This window comes from Streptomyces sp. CB02366 (assembly GCF_001905905.1).
GTDB lineage: Bacteria > Actinomycetota > Actinomycetes > Streptomycetales > Streptomycetaceae > Streptomyces.
The window spans coordinates 226,004-242,783 of sequence record NZ_LIVT01000001.1 but is presented as its reverse complement, the minus strand read 5'-3'; the positions used below and the strand labels follow the sequence as shown (position 1 = coordinate 242,783).

Annotated in this window: 15 protein-coding genes; 7 read left to right on the top strand and 8 right to left on the bottom strand. The window is 74.0% G+C overall.

The genetic code is table 11. The annotated features are described in order from the left end of the window. The first annotated feature begins 364 nt into the window (after positions 1–364). The 5 genes from AMK24_RS01005 (at position 365) to AMK24_RS00985 (ending at position 5,362) form a co-directional block, all read left to right on the top strand. A complete protein-coding gene (locus tag AMK24_RS01005; RefSeq protein ID WP_073763961.1) occupies positions 365–1,318 on the top strand; it encodes a LysR family transcriptional regulator in 954 nt (317 codons plus the stop codon). A gap of 101 nt (positions 1,319–1,419) precedes the next feature. Continuing rightward, positions 1,420–2,418 carry an NAD-dependent epimerase/dehydratase family protein gene (locus tag AMK24_RS01000; protein WP_242434877.1) on the top strand — a complete coding sequence of 333 codons (999 nt, stop codon included), beginning with the start codon at positions 1,420–1,422 and terminating at the stop codon, positions 2,416–2,418. Positions 2,419–2,560: 142 nt separating this feature from the next. Further along, positions 2,561–4,021 (top strand): choice-of-anchor A family protein, encoded by a 1,461-nt coding sequence (locus AMK24_RS00995; protein WP_199876342.1) that lies wholly within the window; start codon positions 2,561–2,563, stop codon positions 4,019–4,021. A 91-nt stretch (positions 4,022–4,112) separates the two neighbouring features. Continuing rightward, a complete protein-coding gene (locus tag AMK24_RS00990) occupies positions 4,113–4,484 on the top strand; it encodes a DUF952 domain-containing protein (RefSeq protein ID WP_073763957.1) in 372 nt (123 codons plus the stop codon). Further along, positions 4,481–5,362, top strand: a complete 882-nt coding sequence (locus AMK24_RS00985) for an SDR family oxidoreductase (RefSeq protein ID WP_073763955.1) — start codon at positions 4,481–4,483, stop codon at positions 5,360–5,362. Before AMK24_RS00990 ends, AMK24_RS00985 begins: the two co-directional genes overlap by 4 nt. A 97-nt stretch (positions 5,363–5,459) precedes the next feature. Here AMK24_RS00985 and AMK24_RS00980 read toward each other — a convergent pair whose 3' ends face one another. From AMK24_RS00980 to AMK24_RS00950, 7 genes are all read right to left on the bottom strand, one after another. Next, positions 5,460–6,662 carry a DUF1266 domain-containing protein gene (locus AMK24_RS00980; protein WP_073763953.1) on the bottom strand — a complete coding sequence of 401 codons (1,203 nt, stop codon included), beginning with the start codon at positions 6,660–6,662 and terminating at the stop codon, positions 5,460–5,462. Next, positions 6,659–7,921, bottom strand: coding sequence for a DUF1266 domain-containing protein (locus AMK24_RS00975; RefSeq protein WP_242434876.1), 1,263 nt, complete (start codon positions 7,919–7,921; stop codon positions 6,659–6,661). The genes AMK24_RS00980 and AMK24_RS00975 overlap by 4 nt, the downstream gene beginning before the upstream one ends. A gap of 41 nt (positions 7,922–7,962) precedes the next feature. Next, positions 7,963–8,637 carry a response regulator gene (locus tag AMK24_RS00970; protein WP_073763951.1) on the bottom strand — a complete coding sequence of 225 codons (675 nt, stop codon included), beginning with the start codon at positions 8,635–8,637 and terminating at the stop codon, positions 7,963–7,965. Continuing rightward, positions 8,634–10,097, bottom strand: a complete 1,464-nt coding sequence (locus AMK24_RS00965) for a sensor histidine kinase (protein WP_384578506.1) — start codon at positions 10,095–10,097, stop codon at positions 8,634–8,636. Before AMK24_RS00965 ends, AMK24_RS00970 begins: the two co-directional genes overlap by 4 nt. Beyond that, entirely contained in the window at positions 10,090–11,262 is a 1,173-nt protein-coding gene (locus tag AMK24_RS00960; RefSeq protein WP_107427329.1) for an acyltransferase family protein, read from the bottom strand. The genes AMK24_RS00965 and AMK24_RS00960 overlap by 8 nt, the downstream gene beginning before the upstream one ends. A 197-nt stretch (positions 11,263–11,459) precedes the next feature. After that, positions 11,460–12,425, bottom strand: coding sequence for an alpha/beta hydrolase (locus AMK24_RS00955; RefSeq protein ID WP_073763945.1), 966 nt, complete (start codon positions 12,423–12,425; stop codon positions 11,460–11,462). A 376-nt stretch (positions 12,426–12,801) separates the two neighbouring features. Then, positions 12,802–13,674 carry an alpha/beta fold hydrolase gene (locus AMK24_RS00950; RefSeq protein ID WP_073765571.1) on the bottom strand — a complete coding sequence of 291 codons (873 nt, stop codon included), beginning with the start codon at positions 13,672–13,674 and terminating at the stop codon, positions 12,802–12,804. Positions 13,675–13,978: 304 nt separating this feature from the next. On the opposite strand from AMK24_RS00950, the gene AMK24_RS00945 reads away from it, so the two are divergent. Next, positions 13,979–14,755, top strand: a complete 777-nt coding sequence (locus AMK24_RS00945; RefSeq protein WP_107427328.1) for a GIY-YIG nuclease family protein — start codon at positions 13,979–13,981, stop codon at positions 14,753–14,755. 13 nt (positions 14,756–14,768) lie between these two features. On the opposite strand, the gene AMK24_RS00940 is transcribed toward AMK24_RS00945, so the two are convergent. After that, positions 14,769–15,152 (bottom strand): very short patch repair endonuclease, encoded by a 384-nt coding sequence (locus tag AMK24_RS00940; protein WP_073763943.1) that lies wholly within the window; start codon positions 15,150–15,152, stop codon positions 14,769–14,771. Positions 15,153–15,566: 414 nt separating this feature from the next. Between AMK24_RS00940 and AMK24_RS00935 the strand changes: the two genes are divergently transcribed. Further along, positions 15,567–16,757 (top strand): DNA cytosine methyltransferase, encoded by a 1,191-nt coding sequence (locus AMK24_RS00935; protein WP_242434875.1) that lies wholly within the window; start codon positions 15,567–15,569, stop codon positions 16,755–16,757. Positions 16,758–16,780: the final 23 nt, after the last annotated feature.

Sequence of the window (16,780 nt, the reverse complement as noted above, 5' to 3'; positions counted from 1 at the left end):
CGCCGTGGGGGTGTCCGTTGAACGGACGGGGCGCGGGGTGGTACGGGGAAGAGTGTGGGGCAGCGCACGGCCGCCGGGATGATGCCGAACGGCGATAGCGCCGCCCTATCCCCGGTCCGCCTCCCGCGCCGGGCGGCCGTCGCCCCGGTCCGCCTCCCGCGCCGGGCCGCCCCTCACCTTGGGCCGCCCCCACCCCGGGCCGCCCTCCCGCCCCGGGGGCGTCGACCGTCCCCCTTCACGTCATGCTCACGTCATGTACATCGCATCGCCACATCTCTCCAGGCCCAACACCCTCTGAAATGACGCGCTTTGGTGGGGTTGCGGCATCTGGTGCGCGGTGGGTGGCGGCCCTAGTCTCCGCTGCATGGAGCTGGAGGTGAGACACCTCAGGGCGCTGTGCGCCATCGCGGAGGCGGGCAGCCTGCACCAGGCGGCTCGCCGGCTCGGCGTGAGTCAGCCCTCGCTGACCACCCAACTGCGGCGGATCGAGAACGTGCTGGGCGCCGAACTCTTCCGCCGCGAACGGACCGGCTGCCGGCCGACCTCCCTGGGGCGGGCCGTCCTCGACCGGGCCCGCCCCCTCGTCCAGGGCATGAACGACCTGGTCGCCGACGCGCTCGCGGAGGCTGAGGCCGCCCGCCCCGGCGGCTCCCGGCTGCGCATCGGCTCCACCGCGAGCCGGGTCGTCGGCGGCTGGCTGCGCCGACTGCGCGTCGCCCTGCCCGGCACCGCCATCTCCCTGCGGGTCGACGTCTCCGCCCACGCCCTGCTGCGCTCGGTGGAGGCGGGCCGGCTGGACGTCGCCTTCGTGCACGAGGTGGAGGGCTTCCCGCTCGCCGTGCCCGACGGGCTGGAGCGGCGCGTACTCGTGGACCGGGAACCGCAGTTCATCTCGCTCTCCCGGGACCATCCGGCCGCCCGCCGCCGCGTGGTGGAGCTGGGGGACCTGGCCGGCGACCCGTGGATGGTCGATCCGACGGTGGACGGCGAGTGGGACGGGGTGCGCCGGGTGCTGGGCGCGGCCGGGCTGAACCCGCCGGTCCTGCACGGCGACTACCTCACCGCCGCCTCCCTGGTCGTGCTCGGCGAGGCCGTGGCCCCCTGCCAGCCGACCTCGGGCCCGCGCGACGACATGGTCATCCGCCCTTTGGCGGGCGACCCGCTCGCGGTGCGCCTCCTCCTGGCCTTCCGGCCCGGAACCGACATCGACGTGGTGTACGCGCAGTTGGAGGACGCCTACCGGGACGCCGCGCGACGGGCGAGCGGCTACCACGAGTGGCTGGTGCGCCACCGCTCCCCGCTGGCCCGCACACCCTGACTCCCGGGCCTTCGAACTCCGCGCCCGGGGCCGGGAGTTCCCGGTTCCGCCGTCAGCGTGGCCGGGTTGTCCCGCCGTCCTCCGCGGGGCAGGGTCGTGCCATGAGACTGCTGATGCTGGGCGGTACGGAATTCGTCGGACGGGCCGTCACCGAGGCCGCGCTGGAGAGGGGTTGGGAGGTCACGGTGTTCCACCGGGGTCTGCACGCGCCCCCGCCCGGGGCGACCGCGCTGACCGGGGACCGGACCCACGGCACGCGGGGGCTCGCCGCGCTCGCGGAGGACCCGCGGGAGTGGGACCTGGTCGTCGACACCTGGAGCGGGGCGCCCGCCGCCGTCCGGGACGCGGCCCGGCTGCTCTCCGGCCGGGCCGGGCACTTCGGTTACGTCTCCAGCCGCTCGGTGTACGCCTACCCGGCCGCCGCCGGGCTGGACGAGGACGGCCCGCTGGTGGGTGGCGCTTCCCCCGACGACGGCGGGGACGTGCCGTACGACCGGGCCAAGCGCGGCGGCGAACTGGCCGCCCTCGACGCCTTCGGGGACCGGGCCCTGCTGGCGCGGGCCGGGCTGATCCTCGGCCCCGGGGAGAACATCGGGCGGCTGCCCTGGTGGCTGTCCCGGATCGCCCGGGGCGGTCCGGTGGTCGCCCCCGGCAGCCCCGGGGCGGAGCTCCAGTACATCGACGTCCGCGACCTGGCCCGGTGGTTGCTGGACGCGGGGGCGCGCGGGTTGCACGGTGCGTACAACACGGTCAGCCGACCCGGTCACGCGACCATGGGGGAGCTGCTGGCCGCCTGCGTGGCGGCCACCGGGTCCGACGCCGAGCTGCGCTGGACCGACGCGGATACCCTGCTCGCCGCGGGGATCGAGCCCTGGAGCGACCTGCCGATCTGGCTGCCCCCGGGAGAGCTCTACGACACCCTGCACCGGGGCGGCCACACCAAGGCGTACGCCGCGGGGCTGCGCTGCCGCCCGGTCGAGGAGACCGTCGCGGACACCTGGAGCTGGCTGCGCTCCCTGGGCGGCACAGCGCCCCGGCGGCCCGACCGCCCGCCCGTGGGCCTCGACCCCGAACGGGAGGCGAAACTGCTGGGGCTCTGAGGTGCCGCCGCGCACAGATAGGGGCCCGGAGAGGCCTTCCCGTGCGTGTCGCGGCGGAAAAACCTCCCATAGGTCTACAGAACCGCATAAGTGCGGCGTGTCATACAAAACGACAAAGTGATGACCATGCATATTGCGCGGCATGGAACAGAAGGCGCGCAGACGCGGCAACGCAATCCGGGCGGCAGTGACAGTGGCGACGGCCGCGGCGATGGTGGGCGTGCTGGCCCCGGCCGCGGGCGCCGACCCCCTCCCGGGCGGGCTGGGGCCCTGCCTCGGCGGCTCCTGCCCGCCCAGCTGGAACGAACCCGACAACGGCCCGGTCGTCGGCTACGACAGCAACATCAACGTGTACGTCGGCGGGGACTTCCTGGTCCGGCAGGCGGCGGCCGAGGCGGAGGGGAAGATCGTCACCCTCGGCCGGTTCGACATGGAGAAGCGGGCGGGCGCCTCGCAGGTCTACAACGTCGGCGTCGCGGGCGTCGGTTCGCGAGTGCCGCCGCCGGATGGCTCCGACTACCTGACGGTGGGCGGGGACGTGACCATCGCCGCGGGCCAGCGCCTCCTGGCGGAGGAGGGCACGCACTCCGGCCGCGTCGCGTACGCGGGAGAGCTCACCGGCACGGTGAACCCCGCCACGGCCCCCCGCTTCGACGAGGACGCGGCCGACCCGTACACCGGACTGCGCCCGCAGCTCACCGAGGCCAGCCGCTGTTACGCGTACGACGGCGACGAGCACCGGGCGGCCACGGGCACCTGGCGGGTGGTCGGCGACGTCACCACCTTCATCGGGGACGGCACGTCCGCGATCCAGATCTTCGACGTGGACGCCGACCTGGCGGCGGCGAACGGCGGCAACACGGGCATCGTCTTCGCCGGCATCCCCGACGGGGCGACCGTCCTGGTCAACGTCTACGGGGCCTCGCGCCGCATCGCCACGTACATGGGGGCCTTCTCCGACCCCCGCCTGCGCGAGAACCTGCTGTGGAACTTCCCGGACGCCACCGACCTCGCCCTGACGGGACCGGCGCAGTTCCAGGGCAGCGTGCTGGTGGGCCGGCCGTCGAGCACCACCACGCTCGACATGAGCGGCACCAACGGCCGTTTCTACACGGCGGGTTCCCTCACCCACACCTCGGCGGGCCAGTCGGGCGGCCAGGAGATCCACGCGTACCCCTTCAACGGCGACCTGCCGTCGTGCACCCCCGAACCCACGCCGACGCCGACCGATCCCACGCCGACGCCCACGGATCCGACGCCGACGCCGACCGATCCGACGCCGACCCCCACGGACCCCACGCCGACGCCGACCGACCCGACGCCGACCCCCACGGACCCGACGCCCGGCCCCACCGAGCCCACGCCCGGTCCCACGGACCCCACGCCCACCCCCACGGACCCCACGCCCGGCCCCACCGAACCCACCCCGGCCCCCACCGGCCACACCCCGCACCCCACGCCCTCGCCGAGCCGGCCCGGCGAACTGCCCGGCACCGGGGCCCGGGGCGGCGAATGGGTCCTCGGGTCCATCGCGGCGGCGCTGGTGGCCGCCGGCGGCACGGTCCTCGTCGCCACGCGCCGGGCTCGCCGCCGCGACCACTGACCGCGCTCCGGGAGAGCCCTCAGGGCCTGTCGTCGAACTGCCGCCCGCCGGGCGACGACGGCAGGCTGACGACAGCCCTTAGCGTGGGCCCATGACCGAACCCCTGCTGCACCTCACCGAAGCACCGCTGTGGGAGGCGGCCCGCGGGACCGGGACGTACGAGATGTCCACCCGCGGCCGCACCCTCCGGGAGGAGGGCTTCATCCACCTCTCGCTGCCCCGCCAACTCCCCGGCGTGGCCCGGATGCTGTACGGGGAGGCCGCGGGACTTTCGCAACACGCCCTGGTGGTCCTCGTCGTCGACCCCGCCCGCCTCGCCGACCCCGTCCGGTTCGAGGCGTTGGAGCCCGGCGGCGAGGAGTTCCCGCACCTGTACGGACCGCTCCCGGTGGACGCGGTCGTCGAGGTGCGGCCCCTGGAGGACTGGCGCCCCGCACGACGAGAGGAAGACGAAACCCCATGAACGCCCCCCTCACCGCGGTGACCGGAGCGAGCGGAGCGGTCGGCGGCCGGGTCGCCCGGCGACTCGCCCGGACCGGCGTGCCCGTGCGGCTCCTCGGCCGCGACCCCGCTCGCCTGCCCGACGTACCCGGCGCCGACCGCGCCCCCGCCGCCCCTTACGGCGACGGGGAGGCCATGCGCCGCGCCCTCGACGGGGCCCACACCCTGTTCCTCGTCTCCGCTCACGAGAGCCCCGACCGGGTCCGCGAGCACACCACGGCGATCGACGCGGCCGTGGCGGTGGGCGTGGAGCGGATCGTGTACGTGTCCTTCCAGGGGGCCGCCCCGGACGCCACGTTCACCTTCGCCCGCGACCACTGGGACACCGAGGCCCACCTCCGTACGGCCGGTGTCCGACACACCTTCCTGCGGGACAACTGGTACCAGGCCGGGCTGCCCGCCATGACCGGGACCGACGGCGTCCTGCGCGGACCGGCGGGCGACGGACGGGTCGCGGCCGTCACCCACGAGGACATCGCCGACGCGGCGGCAGCCGTCCTGCTGGAGTCGGGCACGGACCACGACGGGCTGGCCTACGACCTCACCGGGCCCGAGGCGTTCACCCTCGCGGAGGCGGCCGAGGAGCTGAGCCGGGCCACCGGGCGTCCCGTCGTCTACGTTCCCGAGACCCGCGAGGAGGCCTACGCCTCCCGGGCCGGCTACGGCGCCCCGGACTGGGAGGTGGCCGGCTGGGTCACCTCGTACGAGGCCATCGCCAACGGGGAGCTGGCCGCCGTCTCCGACGCGGTGCCCACGCTCACCGGCCGCCCGGCGACGGGCTTCGCCGCGTTCCTGGCGGCGAACCCGGACAGCTACCGCCACCTGCTCCCCGGCGGCTGACGGGCGGGCCCGCCCCGGCCCGCCGCCTCCCGCACCCCGGCGGCCGCCCCCCTCCCCGCGGCGGGCTCCCCGGCGAAACCGGCCGGGGCCCGCCGCCTCACCGCCACGGGATGTGCTTCCAGGGGCTGCCCTCGCTCCGGGTCAGCAGCCGGTGGGCGACGACGTTCTGCTCGTAGAACGGCCCGTACTCCTCCTCGTCGAACCGCAGCACCCGCCCCAGCGCGTACCCCGCGGAGAACTCCTCCCAGGAACGGTGGGCCGACTTGCTCAGCGCCCCGGCGTACACGATCGCCGCCTCCGCGTCCGCCGGTCCGCAGAACCGTGCCGACAGCCCCCAGCGCGCCAGGTTCACCGCCCGCCCGTAGTCGTACGCGACCGTCGTGCGCACCCGGCCGTCCGGCGGCAGCAGCCCGTCCGCGCGGAACCGGGCCTCGTACCGCACGACCCGGCGCACCAGCTCCTCGATGCCCCTGACCGTCGCGGCGTCGGCCCCGAGGTCCTGGGCGTGACCGGCGGCCGTCTCCCGCCACAGATCGGCCGAGGGCAGTTCGCCCGTGGCCGCCGCCAACTGCTCGCGGGCGCGCAGCACGAAGTCCGGCTCCGGCGGGCTGTTCCGCGCGTCCAGCAGGGCGTCCAGCTGGACGCGCCATCCCGCGTGGTCGGTGATGCCCCAGGAGTCGCGGAGCTGCTCGCGTTCCTCGACGTACTCGCGGTAGACGGTGCCGATCTCGTTCCACGGCACCGCGTTCCGGATCGCCAGATGCACCCCGCAGGCCAGGCCGTACGCCAGCGGCCCGTGCAGCGCGCCGTGCCGCAGCGCGACGAGGCGGTTGTTCGGCGCCCGGTCGTTCTCCGCGTAGGCCCGCTGCCACAGCGCCAGGTCGGGCGGGGCGGCGGGCAGCAGCAGTTGACCGGGCGTTCCCACGTTCACACCCAGCCACACCTGCGGATCGGACCAGCCGAACTCGGCGACCCACCGCAGCGTCACCCCGCGGAAGACCCAGTCCGGATGCCAGGCGGGCAGCATCCCCCTGGTCAGGAGCGGACGGCAGACGAAGCCCGCGGGATCGACGTGCCGACGCCAGATCACGGTCTCCGGGTCCGCGTCCACCTCGGCACGGGGAGCCGGGATGTACAGCTCGGCCCCGGCCAGCGCGGCCAGTTGACCCCGTACGTCACCGCGCAGCGCGGCCTCGTGGAGGAGTTGCTCGGTCTCGGACGGCGGCGCCCAGGGGGTGGGGGTCCACGGGGCCGGGGCGCCGGGGGCCGGGGGAGTGGCGGCGGGCGGATTCGGGTTCATGACCAGGGGATGTTCCGGTAGGGGCTGGTGGGGTCCTGGGTGAGGATGCGGTGCTGCGCCAGCGACTGCCGGTACAACAGCTCCTCGCCGGGCGTGCCGTCCGCGTCGTCGCCGTGGACCAGGCGGGCCAGGGCGTAGCCGAGGGAGAAGTCGGCCCAGGAGGGATACGCCCGGCGGGCCGGTTCGACCAGGCGCAGCACGTCCTGCTCGGCTTCCCGGGGTTCGGTGAGGCGGGCGCCCAGCGCGAGCCGTACGAGGTTGACCGCCCGCCCCAGGTCGAACGCGGCGAGCGTGTCGATCCGCCGGTCGGGGGCGAGCACCCCGTCGGCCCGGAAGCGCTCCTCGTACCGGACGGAACGGTGCAGCGCCCGGTGCGCCTCCGCACGGTCCTCGGCGTCGCGCGCCGCGAACGCGCGTTCCACCGCCTCGGTCCACTCGGCGCGCGTCGGCGTGCGCCCCAGCCGGTCGGCCAGGGTGTGGCGGGCCCGCAACACCGTTTCCTGGACCCGTCCCACCAGCCGGTACTTCATCAGGGAGTCCAGTCGCCTGCGGAAGTCGGCCCGGTGCCGGACGCCCCAGGGGCTGCGCAGCCGGGCCCGGTCCGTCGCGTAGTCCTGGTAGACCGCGCCCAGCCGGTTCCAGACGAGACCGTTGTGGACCGCGAGGTGCGCGCCGAGCGCCAGGCCGTGGGCGAGCGGCCCGTGCAGGGGTCCGGCGGCGTCGGTGAGCAGCCGGCCCCGGCGGGCCGCGCCGGACCGGGCGCCGGCGCTCTGCCAGGACCGCAGCCGCCGGGGCCCGGCGCCGATCAGGGCGGCGAGGGGGGTGCCGTGGTTCACGGCGAGGCGGCGGGCGTCGTACGGCCAGATCCGGGCGAGTTCGCCGAGGTCCACCGCCCGGAACACCCACTCCGGGTGCCAGGGCGGCAGCAGGCCGGGGGTCAGCACCGGTACGCAGATCCGCCGGCTCGCCCCGTCCCGGAAGGTGGGCAGTGGGGCCGTCCCGCCCGGGACGTCCGCGTGCAGGCGCGGGACGAGCACGTAGAGCCGGGTGCGGGCCAGGACGTCGAGGACCGCGTCCTGACCACCGTCCGCCAGCGCCGCCGCCAGCTCGCGCTCGACCTCGGTGGGCGCCTCGGCCCCCCGGCCGCCGCCCGCCTGTTCCGCCGCGCCCGGCGCCGCGGCCCCGCTTTCCCGTCCCGGCGCGCCCGCCCCGCCCCCGCCACGTCCTGGCGGCATCCCCGCCGTCGTCCCCGTCGTCACGGGCCGATCCTACGGAACGGGCCCCGCACCGCACCGGGCGGTCAGCGTCCGGCCGGGCGCACCAGACCCGACTCGTACGCGAACACCGCCGCCTGGGTCCGGTCGCGCACGCCCAACTTGACCAGGATGCGGCCCACATGGGTCTTCACCGTCTGCTCCGCCACGATGATCTCCCGGGCGATCTCCGCGTTCGACAGACCGCCCGCGATCAGCGTCAGCACCTCCGTCTCGCGCTCGGTCAGCTCCCCGATCCGCGCCTTGAGCGGCGGACGCGGGGCTCCGGCCGTCCGGGAGAACTCCACGATCAACCGCTTGGTGATGTTCGGCGAGAGCAGCGCGTCGCCCGCCGCCACCACCCGTACCGCATGGGCGAGTTCATCGGCCGAGGCGTCCTTCAGCAGGAAGCCCGACGCGCCGGCGCGCAACGCCTCGTACACGTACTCGTCGAGGTCGAAGGTGGTCAGCACGAGCACCTTCACCGCGGAGCCCTCGGGGGAGGTGATCCGCCGGGTCGCCTCGATGCCTCCCAGCTCCGGCATGCGGATGTCCATCAGGACGACGTCCGGGGCGAGTTCGGCGACCTTGTCGATCGCGTCGAGCCCGTTGACGGCCTGGCCGACCACCTCGATGTCCGGTTCGGCGTTCAACAGGACCGAGAAGCCCTGCCGGACCATCATCTGGTCGTCGGCGATCACGGCGCGGATGGGCGGGGTCATCGGGCGTCCTCGGTGGTCGTGGTCGTCGTCGTGGTTGTTGGCGTCGTTGTCGTGGTTGTCGTCGCGGTGGGGGCCGCGGCGCCGGGGAGGGGGGCGGCGGCGGGCAGGAGGGCGGTGACCTCCCAGCCTCCCCCGGGCGTCGGCCCGGTGGCCAGCTCGCCGCCGAGCATCGCCGCGCGCTCGCGCATCCCGAGCAGACCGTGGCGTACGCCGGGGGAGGGGGCGACCGGGTGCTCCGGCGCGCTGTTGACGATCCGGACGGCCAGCCCGGCGGGCCGATGGTCGAGCACCACCTCGGCGCTCGCTCCGGGCGCGTGCCGCATCACGTTGCTCAGCGCCTCCTGCACGATGCGGTACGCGGACAGCTCGACGCCCGGCGGCAGGGGACGGGGTTCGCCGCTGGTGGAGGCGGTGACGCCGAGACCGGCGGAGCGCACGGTGGCGAGGAGCCCGTCGAGCCCGTCGAGCCCCGGCTGCGGGGCGTGCCGGGTCTCCTCGCCCCGGCCGGGGGCGTCCTCCGAGCGCAGGACGCCCAGCACCCGGCGCAGCTCGGCGAGGGCTTCGAGGGCGTTCTCGCGGATGCCGGCCAGGTTCTCCCGCAACTCGTCGGTGGGGTGCTCCACCAGGTGCGGGGCCACCTGGGCCTGGATGGAGATCACCGACATGTGGTGGGCGACCACGTCGTGCAGCTCCCGGGCGATCCGGTTGCGCTCCTCCAGCAGGGTGCGCCGGGCCCGCTCCTCCGCGGTCAGCCCTGCCTGGAGGACGAGGTCCTTACGGGCCAGGCGCAGGCTGCGCAGAGCGGCGCCGACGACCACGGCGGTGGCGAGCACGAGCAGGGCGACGGGCGGGCTCACCTGCGGCAGCGGCGGTGTGCGCAGGGCGGCGAACAGCGTCGGCGCCAGCGAGAGCGCCAGCGCGAGCGCCGCACGGCGGGGCGCCACCCGCAGCGCCAGCAGGAACAGGGTGCCGGCCTGCGAAGCGATCCCGGCGAAGGGCACGGGATACAGGAGGTCGGGGCTCATGGGGAGGCCGTGGAGCCACTGGGCCGCGTGGCCGCGGGGCGCGGCGGCCACCGTGAACAGCAGCGCCACGACGGCCAGCGCGGTCATCGACCACCAGGCTCCCACCGGCCGGAACATCCCCGCCACCAACACCGCGGACTGGGCGACGGCCACCAGCACCGCGAGGCCGCTGACCGGAGCTCCGTACGGGGTGAGTTCCCCGGTACGGACCACCGCGATACCGACCGAGGCGATCACCAGCAGCACCAGGAACACCGGCCGCCACACCGGCACGTTCGGCTCCTCCATGCGCGGCACCCGGTCCGCCGGAGCGGCCCACAACTCCTCGTACAGGGCACGCGGCACACGGCGCACCGCCGCCCGCAGGCGTACCGCCCCCGATGACGCCACCGCCCCCACCGCCCCCTCGGCTCCGCTCTTCCCCAGACTAGGCACGACGCGCCCACCCCTTCCGCCCGGGGGCGGACTCCCGTACGAGGAGGGAGGCCCCACCCGTCCGCCGTCCGCCCTGTTCATGACCTCGGAACGCCGCCCAGCACCCCGCCAGCGCCAGCGCGAACACCGGCAGCCAGAACAGCCGGGCGACCACCCAGCCGGGGCCGTCGGGCACGGTGTGCAACCCGGGCAGCGGAACGCCCGCGAGCAGCAGCGCGCTCGCCGTGACGATGATCATCGCGGTCTGGTGCCAGAGGAAGACGGTCATCGCCGCCAGGTTCACCACCGCCACCGCCGCCCACAGCGCGGGCCGGCGCAGGGCCCGCCGCAGCGGCCCGAGCAGCAGCAGCGCCGCCCCGCACTGGGCCAGCCCGAACACCACGGCGGCCAGGGACGGCGGGTCCAGATTGGACATCCGGCCGCCCGGAACGCCGACCATGGAGGCCGGGTACCCGGCCCACAGCACGAGCCCGGCCGCCGCCGAGGCCCCGCCGAGCAGCAGACCCCAGCGGACCGTCCGGCCGCGCAGCCCGCCCCGGGCCACCAGCGAGCCCAGGCAGTAGGGCGTCAGCCAGCCCGCCACCACGTTGATCCACCCCAGCTCATCGGGGCCGCCGAGCCCGAGGCGTACGAGGTCGACGTGAAGCACCACCACGAGCGGCCACAGCGGATGCAGGCGTGCCACCAGCGGCGTCAGCGCGGTCAGGACGGCGAAGACCAGCAGGAACCACAGCGGGGACCAGACCAGCTTGGCCAGCGTCCGGACCGTCGCCGCGCCCACCCCGGCCGCCAGCATGACGGCCGCCGCGAGCGTCCACACCGCGACCACCACCGCCACCGGCCGGAACAGGCGGGCCAGCCGGCCGCCCACCCACACTCCGTACGGCACGCCCCGCCGGCACGCCGAGGCCCAACTCCCGGCCGCCACCTGCCCGCCCACCAGGAAGAACACGGCGAGGGTCTGGAACGCCCAGGAGACGGGGGCCAGTCGGGGCATGGCGCTCAGCGGGCTCGCCCCGCGCACCGTGCCGCTGTCGGCGACCAGTGCGGTGACCAGCCAGTGCCCGCCCACCACGCCCAGGATCGCCAGGGCCCGCAGGCCGTCGAGGGCCCGGTCCCGGCCGGGCGGGGTGGCGGCCTCGATACGGGCGACACCCTCGTGCACGGCCCTGCGTACGGGCCGCGGCAAGGGTTCGGCTCCCCCGCGCACGGCCCTGCGTACGGGGCGTAGCAAGGGTTCGGCTCCCTCGCGTACAGCCCCGGGCGCGGGTCGCAGCAGCGGTTCGGCGGCCCCGCCCACGGCCCTGTGCGCGGGAGGCCGCAGGGGTTCGGCACCCGCCGCGATCCGGGCGAGACGCCCCCTCATCGGGACGCCCCCACCGGCTCGGCGCCGGCCACGATCCGGGCGAGGTTCGCCAGCGAACGCGAGCCGCGCAGCAGGTAGTCGCTGTGGCCGCCGTTGCCCGCGTCGAACACCTCGGCCCCGAAACGGGCGGCCACCGGATCGGTCCCGAACCCCACGGCCGCGAGGAGCGGCAACCGCACCCGGACATGGGGCACCCGGGCGATCCAGTCCCCACGACCCCGCCCCGCCCACACCCGCGCCCGGGTGCGCAGCGCCTCGGCGTCCTCCACGCCGACCCCGGGGCTGCCGTAGAACACGAGGGCGTCGGCGGCGGTCCCCGAGGCGGACCGGGCGCAGACCACCGACCCGTAGGAATGGCAGAGCAGGCTGATCCGGGCGGCGGGCCGCACCGCGCGCAACCCGTCCACCAGCGCGCGCAGCAGCGGCGCGGCCTCGTCGGCCCGCTCGGTGGTGAGTACGGCGGTGCTGACGGTGGCGGGCGAACGGTAGCCGAGCCAGATCGCCACGGCCCCGCCCGCGCCCAACTCCCCGCGCAGCGCGGACGCATCGCGCCTCAGCCGCCCGTACGCGTCCAGGCCGACGCCCGCTCCGGGCACCAGCACCGCGATCCGCCGGGCGGCGGCCAGGTCGCCGACGACCTCCACGCTCCGGCCGCCGTCCCGCCCGTCGAAGGACAGGAACTGCCGCCCCGGCGCGGCGAACTCCCGCAGCGAGGCCGCCCGTCGCAGGTGGCCGTGGTCCTCCGCCGCCCGCTCGGCCGCCCGGATGTCCTGCCGGCTCACCGCGTACCGCGGGGCGAGGGCCGCCGGGCTCGCCTCCCGCAGCGGCCCGAGGGCGGTCGGCGCGGGGGCGGGCACGGCCGCGGGCCGGGCCGCACCGGACACCGGCACGGCCACCGCGAAGGTGACGAGGGCGGCGAGCAGGGTGCGACGGATGCGACGTCTGCGGGGGCGGTCCGCCATGGGGCGAGTTCCTTCCGTACCGGGGGCACTGCGTGCTTGCGGTACAGAAGCTATGGACGGGGGCCGGTAGTTGGCGTCCCTCCGCGGAGCGCACCTGAGGGGTGGCTCTCAGGTATGACACGGGGTACGCGGCGGGGACCGGCAGGAGGGAAGAGAGGCGGGAAGTCCCGTCTGCCGGGAGACGGGACGGGAAGGCCCGCCTGCCGGAAGACGGAGGGCGGGAGCGAGGAGTTCCGTCAGCCGGGAGGACGGGGCGGGGCCGTTTCGGGCCGCCTGGTCCAGGATCAGGGCGGACGGCGGCGCGGGAGCGCCCGACCCCACCCGCGGAGGGCGGTGGGGGAACGCCCGGCCCGACCCGCCGGGACGCGGGCCGGGGTCAGCTCCGCCCGGTGTGGTCCAGGATCGCGGCGGCCAGCGGGGCGTGGACCTCGCGGGGGAGGGCGTGCCCCATCCCGGGGATCTCGACGACCCGGGCGCCGCGGATCACCTGGGCCAGGTGCTCGGCGTGCGGGGCGGGCGCGACCGGTTCGGCGGGGGCCGAGATGATCAGCGTGGGCACCTCGGTGGCGGCGAGCTGCCCGGTGCGCTCCATGCCGGAGTGGTCGGCGCGGGCGTGCGCGGTCCCGGCGCGGTGGTGCCCGGTGTGGGCGATGATGCGGCGCTCCGACTCGCGGGCGTACTCGGCGTCGAACGGGATCAGACCGCCGCCCAGCACCCGCCAGTGCTCGACCCGCCGTTCCAGCTCGGCCTCCGGCCCCAGCTCCTCCACGGGCCGCGACCACAGCTCCATCAGCTCCGCGGAGACGCCGGGCAGCTCCTCCGGCGGTACCCGGCGGCCGTCCGGCGCCGTGTACGGGGTGGAGCTGAGCGCGGTGGTCCCGATGACGGTGGCGCTGAGGAGCCGGTCGGGGTGGTCAGCGACGAGCAACTGCGTCAGCATGCCGCCCAACGACATCCCCACGACGTGCGCCCGCTCCACCCCGAACGCGTCCAGGACGGCGACGGCGTCCTCCGCCAACGCGGTGAGCGGGTAGGGCTGTTCGTCGAAGGAGGCGGTGGAGCGGCCGGTGTCCCGGTGGTCGTACCGGATCACCCGGTGCCGTACGGCCAACACCTCCACCAGCTCGTCGGGCCACCCGAGCCCGGACGCCTGGGCCCCCATGACCAGGAGGAGGGCGGGAGCGCCGGGCGCGCCGTGCTCCTCCGCCCAGAGGCGCACGCCGGGGGCGACGTCGACGAAGCGTTCCATGGTGGACCCCACTGTTCCGATAGACGCGAGACGAAACGTTGCGTCTCGTTATGTGGCGACCGTAGCGCACGACCGGGCAAGCCGCCAGGGGGGCAAGAAAGAAAGCCTCCGTCCCGCGTGCAGCGCGCGAGGCGCATGGCTCGGCCTCCCCCTGCTCCGAGGGTGATCGGTGTGGTGTCGGCCACGCCTTCCCCGTGCTGTCTCCCGAGGCCTCGGGCGGAGGGCCGATGCGGGGCGTGATAGGAATCCCAGGAAGCAAGATCTTGCTGATATTCATCTGACCCCCTGAGGACCTCGATCCCTTATGACCCCGCCCCCCGCGCCGAAGCGCTCAGACCTGCCCGCCCCTCTGGTCCAGGATTTCCGGAACCTCCTTGATAAGGCATTGGAGGCGACAGACTCCGCAGGGCGTAAATGGTCCTACGCCAAATGGGGTTGCTACGCCTTCTATGACTATGACGGCGAGCCGATCTACGTTGGCCAGACCAATGAGAAGTTGCGGACGCGAGTTCGCAGACATCTCACCAATCAGCGGACCGATGCCGTGGCGATGCGCATCCTGGACGTCTTCGAAGTCGCAGAGATGGAACTGTGGCCGCTTTGGGATCTTGAGAACGCGAGTGCCAAGGACGATGACGCCCGAAGCCTGCTCAACGCAGTCGAGTACTCGGCTTATGTCCAGGCGATCAAGGGAAGCCGATTCCACGCGATACTCAATGAGAAGATTCCTCCCCGTTCCTCTCTCGTGCAGCTTCCTCCGTCTCGGCGCTTCGAGCTGGTGAGCGCTGAGACTCGTCGAGAGCGCGGGCATGACGACACCCGCATCGCTCGCCGGGCCGAGACGCTCTCCCGGCTGACCGCAGTCGCCCATGAACGGGGCGCCGTGTCTCCGGGCCTGCGTCGAGTGGTCGTCATCCAGGCGGCACGTCTCGCTCACCTGGCCGCTGCACGACTCGCGCACGCCGAGGGGCGGCCTGAACCGTCGGCCGACGCGATCGACATCGAAGGCTTGGTGGGAACTCTTTTCCAGGAGCACTCCGGGCAACCGGAAATCGATGACGAAGGCGTGGACCTGGACTGACGGATCCCCGCTGCTAGCGAGAGGCGTTGCGGTCCTTAACGGCCCTCTCGACGATCAGCGCCGCGGCGAGGGGGTCCTCGTGTTCCCAGAACCGAATCACGACCCACCCCTCGCCGGTCAGGCGTTCGGTGGTGTCCACGTCGCGCTCGCGATTGCGCCGAACCTTCGCCTTCCAGTACTCAGAGTTCCGTGCCGCCTTCGTGTGGTGCTCGGGGCAGCCGTGCCAGAAGCAGCCGTCGAGGAAGACCGCGACTTTCTGCCGCGGGAACACGAGGTCGGCGGTGCGACGCAGCGCCGGCAAGGGGCGGGTCGCGACCCGGTAGCGGAGGCCCCGGGCGTGCACGGCCCTGCGCAGTGCCAGCTCCGGCTTGGTGTCTCGGCTACGGTTCGCCTGCATGCTGGCCCGAGTGCCGGGTGTCGAGGCCCACGATTCGCCCGAATGAGTCACATAGACGATTATGGCGCTTCCCGCCTTACGATCGTTGACGGGCCGACGGTGATGTCAGTGGCCCCGGTTACCTTGGCGATGCTGTGACCGAAGTGCCGCCTGGGAGAGCCAGGCCGGATAGGTCCTCGGGGCCTGGGCGTCTGGAGCGAGATCATGAACGACCGAACGGCTGTGCCGGCCGTCGACGCGCCGTTGGTCGGGCGAGCGTGCGACGGGCACGAATCGCCCGCCGAAGCGAGCAACGGCGGCGAAGGAGCCGTACGGCGCGGTACCGCCGCGAACAGCACGGGCCTCCTCCGCCCGGAGTCCGGTCCCAGGCGGGCGGACGCATTCGAGGCGGAGGCGTGTTCTAGGATCCGGGACGTGACTCTCGCGCCCGTCGTAGCCCCTGTGCCCCCTCCTGCAGCGTCCTCCGAGCAGGACGGCGCCCCGGCCGCCCCCGCCGTGGCGGAGTTCTTCGCCGGCATCGGACTGGCGCGGCTGGGGCTGGAGAGGGCGAACCTGAAGGTCGTGTGGGCGAACGACATGTCCTCCGACAAGCGAGACATGTACAACGGGCACTTCGCGGACGAGCACGACCACTACCAGCTCGGCGACATCAAGAAGATCGCTGAGGACGAGAGTGCGCCAGGTCTGCCGCGTGATCTCGATCTCGCCTGGGCTTCCTTCCCCTGCACGGACCTTTCGCTCGCCGGCGGACGAAAAGGTCTTGCGGGCAAGCACTCCGGGACGTTCTGGGATTTCACCAAGATTCTGGAGAACCTCGGTGAGAGCGACCGTCCCGCGGTGGTCGCACTCGAGAACGTCAACGGGTTCGCCACCAGTCACGGCGGGGCAGACCTCCGGGCGGCAGTCCAGGAGCTCAACCGTCTCGGGTACTCGCTGGACGTTCTGACGTTGGACGCTCGCAGTTGGGTTCCGCAGTCACGCCCGCGCCTTTTCCTCGTCGGAGCACGCCACGCTCCGGTGGAAGAGGACCCTGAGAGCCGGAACGCCTTCTTGCGTCCGTCCTGGCTGGATCCCGTATTCGATGACGAAGACCTGCGCACCCACCGCGCAGCCTTGCCCAGTCCCCCCTCTCACCGCGTAGAAGGCTGGACGACGCTTATCGAGAAGAATGATCCCGTCCCCGACGACGTCTGGTGGGACGAGCAGCGGCAGAGGAAGTTCGAGGAGCAGCTTTCCGAGATCCAGCTCCAGCGCATCGCGCAGCTGAAGGAGAAAGGCTCGACCGTCTACCGGACCGCCTATCGCCGCACACGTGGCGGAAAGCCGGCCTGGGAGATCCGAGCGGACGATATCGCGGGCTGTTTGCGTACCACCGGCGGCGGCTCCTCGAAGCAGGCCGTCGTGGAGATCGGCCCGAAAGGCCTGCGGACCCGGTGGATGACGGCGCACGAGTACGCCTGCCTGATGGGGGCGGACGACTACACGCTTCCGGCCCGGACGAATCAGGCGCTGATGGGCTTCGGCGACGCCGTTTGCGTCGATGCGGTCGCCTGGCTCGCCGAACACTACTTGAAGCCGCTCATCGCGGAGCAGAAGAGTCGCTGATCGCCGAGAACCCGAGACCGCGG

Coding starts and splice junctions, on each gene's coding strand:
- AMK24_RS01005 (WP_073763961.1), top strand. CDS start 365: ATGGAGCTGGAGGTGAGACACCTCAGGGCGCTGTGCGCCATCGCGGAG.
- AMK24_RS01000 (WP_242434877.1), top strand. CDS start 1,420: ATGAGACTGCTGATGCTGGGCGGTACGGAATTCGTCGGACGGGCCGTC.
- AMK24_RS00995 (WP_199876342.1), top strand. CDS start 2,561: ATGGAACAGAAGGCGCGCAGACGCGGCAACGCAATCCGGGCGGCAGTG.
- AMK24_RS00990 (WP_073763957.1), top strand. CDS start 4,113: ATGACCGAACCCCTGCTGCACCTCACCGAAGCACCGCTGTGGGAGGCG.
- AMK24_RS00985 (WP_073763955.1), top strand. CDS start 4,481: ATGAACGCCCCCCTCACCGCGGTGACCGGAGCGAGCGGAGCGGTCGGC.
- AMK24_RS00980 (WP_073763953.1), bottom strand. CDS start 6,662: ATGAACCCGAATCCGCCCGCCGCCACTCCCCCGGCCCCCGGCGCCCCG.
- AMK24_RS00970 (WP_073763951.1), bottom strand. CDS start 8,637: ATGACCCCGCCCATCCGCGCCGTGATCGCCGACGACCAGATGATGGTC.
- AMK24_RS00955 (WP_073763945.1), bottom strand. CDS start 12,425: ATGGCGGACCGCCCCCGCAGACGTCGCATCCGTCGCACCCTGCTCGCC.
- AMK24_RS00950 (WP_073765571.1), bottom strand. CDS start 13,674: ATGGAACGCTTCGTCGACGTCGCCCCCGGCGTGCGCCTCTGGGCGGAG.
- AMK24_RS00945 (WP_107427328.1), top strand. CDS start 13,979: ATGACCCCGCCCCCCGCGCCGAAGCGCTCAGACCTGCCCGCCCCTCTG.
- AMK24_RS00940 (WP_073763943.1), bottom strand. CDS start 15,152: ATGCAGGCGAACCGTAGCCGAGACACCAAGCCGGAGCTGGCACTGCGC.